This window comes from Thalassospira lucentensis, from assembly GCF_032921865.1.
Lineage (GTDB): Bacteria > Pseudomonadota > Alphaproteobacteria > Rhodospirillales > Thalassospiraceae > Thalassospira > Thalassospira lucentensis_A.
This window is the reverse complement of the sequence record NZ_CP136684.1, coordinates 1-2,500: the sequence shown is the minus strand read 5'-3', so window position 1 is coordinate 2,500 and position 2,500 is coordinate 1. Positions and strand designations below refer to the sequence as shown.

The 2,500-nt window shown below is 54.2% G+C and carries 1 tRNA gene and 2 rRNA genes (1 of these 3 cut by a window edge); all 3 read left to right on the top strand.

The annotated features are described in order from the left end of the window. Nucleotides 1-2,080: ribosomal RNA gene (locus R1T41_RS00875) — 23S ribosomal RNA — on the top strand (it extends 669 nt beyond the left edge of the window). Nucleotides 2,081-2,201: 121 nt separating this feature from the next. Next, nucleotides 2,202-2,316, top strand: a 5S ribosomal RNA gene (gene rrf / locus R1T41_RS00870). 108 nt (nt 2,317-2,424) lie between these two features. Further along, nucleotides 2,425-2,498, top strand: a tRNA-Met gene (locus R1T41_RS00865). Nucleotides 2,499-2,500 lie beyond the last annotated feature (2 nt).

The window sequence follows — 2,500 nt, the reverse complement described above, 5'->3', positions numbered from 1 at the left end:
TGATCTAGCCATGAGCAGGTTGAAGGTGATGTAACAGTCACTGGAGGACCGAACCCACGTCTGTTGAAAAAGACGGGGATGACTTGTGGTTAGGGGTGAAAGGCCAATCAAACCTGGAGATAGCTGGTTCTCCGCGAAATCTATTTAGGTAGAGCGTCAGACGAATACCATCGGGGGTAGAGCACTGAATGGGCTAGGGGGCCTTACCGGCTTACCAAACCTAATCAAACTCCGAATACCGATGAGTACTATCTGGCAGACAGACTACGGGTGCTAAGGTCCGTGGTCGAGAGGGAAACAGCCCAGACCGCCAGTTAAGGTCCCAAAGTTGTGGCTAAGTGGGAAAGGATGTAGGACGGCCAAGACAACCAGGACGTTGGCTTAGAAGCAGCCATCGTTTAAAGAAAGCGTAACAGCTCACTGGTCTAAATAAGCTGTCCCGCGCCGAAGATGTACCGGGGCTCAAGCCACACACCGAAACTGCGGATTTGTTCTTCGGAACAAGTGGTAGCGGAGCGTTCCGTAAGCCTGTGAAGGTGTACCGTAAGGTATGCTGGAGGTATCGGAAGCGAGAATGCTGACATGAGTAGCGACAAAGGGAGTGAGAACCTCCCTCGCCGAAAGCCCAAGGGTTCCTGCGCAAGGCCAATCCGCGCAGGGTGAGTTGGCCCCTAAGACGAGGCGGAAACGCGTAGTCGATGGGAAACAGGTTAATATTCCTGTACCCGTGAGAAGTGACGGCCTCTGGAAGTTGTGTCTCCTTATTGGATTGGAGATGCTGCCAAGGAGGTCCAGGAAATAACTCTCACATATGGACCGTACCCGAAACCGACACAGGTGGGCAGGTTGAATATACCAAGGCGCTTGAGAGAACGATGTTGAAGGAACTCGGCAAATTGCCCCCGTAACTTCGGGAGAAGGGGGCCCACCGTGAAGGCAACTTTACGGTGGGGGCACAGACCAGGGGGTGGCGACTGTTTACTAAAAACACAGGGCTCTGCGAAGTCGCAAGACGACGTATAGGGTCTGACGCCTGCCCGGTGCCGGAAGGTTAAGAGGAGATGTGCAAGCATTGAATTGAAGCCCCGGTAAACGGCGGCCGTAACTATAACGGTCCTAAGGTAGCGAAATTCCTTGTCGGGTAAGTTCCGACCTGCACGAATGGCGTAACGACTTCCCCACTGTCTCCAACATCGACTCAGCGAAATTGAATTCTCCGTGAAGATGCGGAGTACCCGCGGTCAGACGGAAAGACCCCGTGCACCTTTACTACAGCTTTGCAGTGGTATCAGGATGTGAATGTGCAGAATAGGCGGGAGGCTATGAACCCGAAGCGCCAGCTTCGGTGGAGCCACCTTTGAGATACCGCCCTTTTGCTTCCTGATATCTAACCGAGGTCCGTTATCCGGATCCGGGACCCTGCATGGCGGGTAGTTTGACTGGGGCGGTCGCCTCCCAAAGAGTAACGGAGGCGCGCGATGGTAGGCTCAGGCTGGTCGGACATCAGCTTAAGAGTGCAATGGCAAAAGCCTGCCTGACTGCGAGACTGACAAGTCGAGCAGAGACGAAAGTCGGTCATAGTGATCCGGTGGTCCCGCGTGGAAGGGCCATCGCTCAACGGATAAAAGGTACGCCGGGGATAACAGGCTGATACTCCCCAAGAGTCCACATCGACGGGAGTGTTTGGCACCTCGATGTCGGCTCATCACATCCTGGGGCTGGAGCAGGTCCCAAGGGTTTGGCTGTTCGCCAATTAAAGTGGTACGTGAGCTGGGTTTAGAACGTCGTGAGACAGTTCGGTCCCTATCTGCCGTGGGCGTAGGATACTTGAGAAGAGCTGTCCCTAGTACGAGAGGACCGGGATGGACGCACCTCTGGTGTACCGGTTGTTCCGCCAGGAGCATCGCCGGGTAGCTAAGTGCGGAAGGGATAACCGCTGAAAGCATCTAAGCGGGAAGCCCCCTTCAAGACTAGGTATCCCTATCAGATCCCTGGAAGACCACCAGGTTGATAGGCTGGGTGTGGAAGCGTGGCAACACGTGAAGCTAACCAGTACTAATTGATCGATCGGCTTGATTGATCCCTCTTGCTAATTGACTATTCTGACTTCTTGCGCAGCGGTAAAACCCGCCAAAGCAAAATACAGAACAACCAATATCGCACCTAAATCACATTCCGATCTCTTCGCTGTGTTTCGACGGCCCGGTGGCCATAGCGGCCGGGAACCACCTGATCCCATCCCGAACTCAGAAGTGAAACCTGCCTGCGCCGATGGTACTTTGTCTTAAGGCACGGGAGAGTAGGTCACCGCCGGGCCTTCTAAACACAGCACAAAATATTCCCTAACCACACAAAACATCCAACGCCGCCTCACATCATGATGCGGCGTTATCTATTTAACCCACCGGTTATAATACACCCTGACGCGGGGTGGAGCAGCCCGGTAGCTCGTCAGGCTCATAACCTGAAGGTCGTAGGTTCAAATCCTGCCCCCGCAACC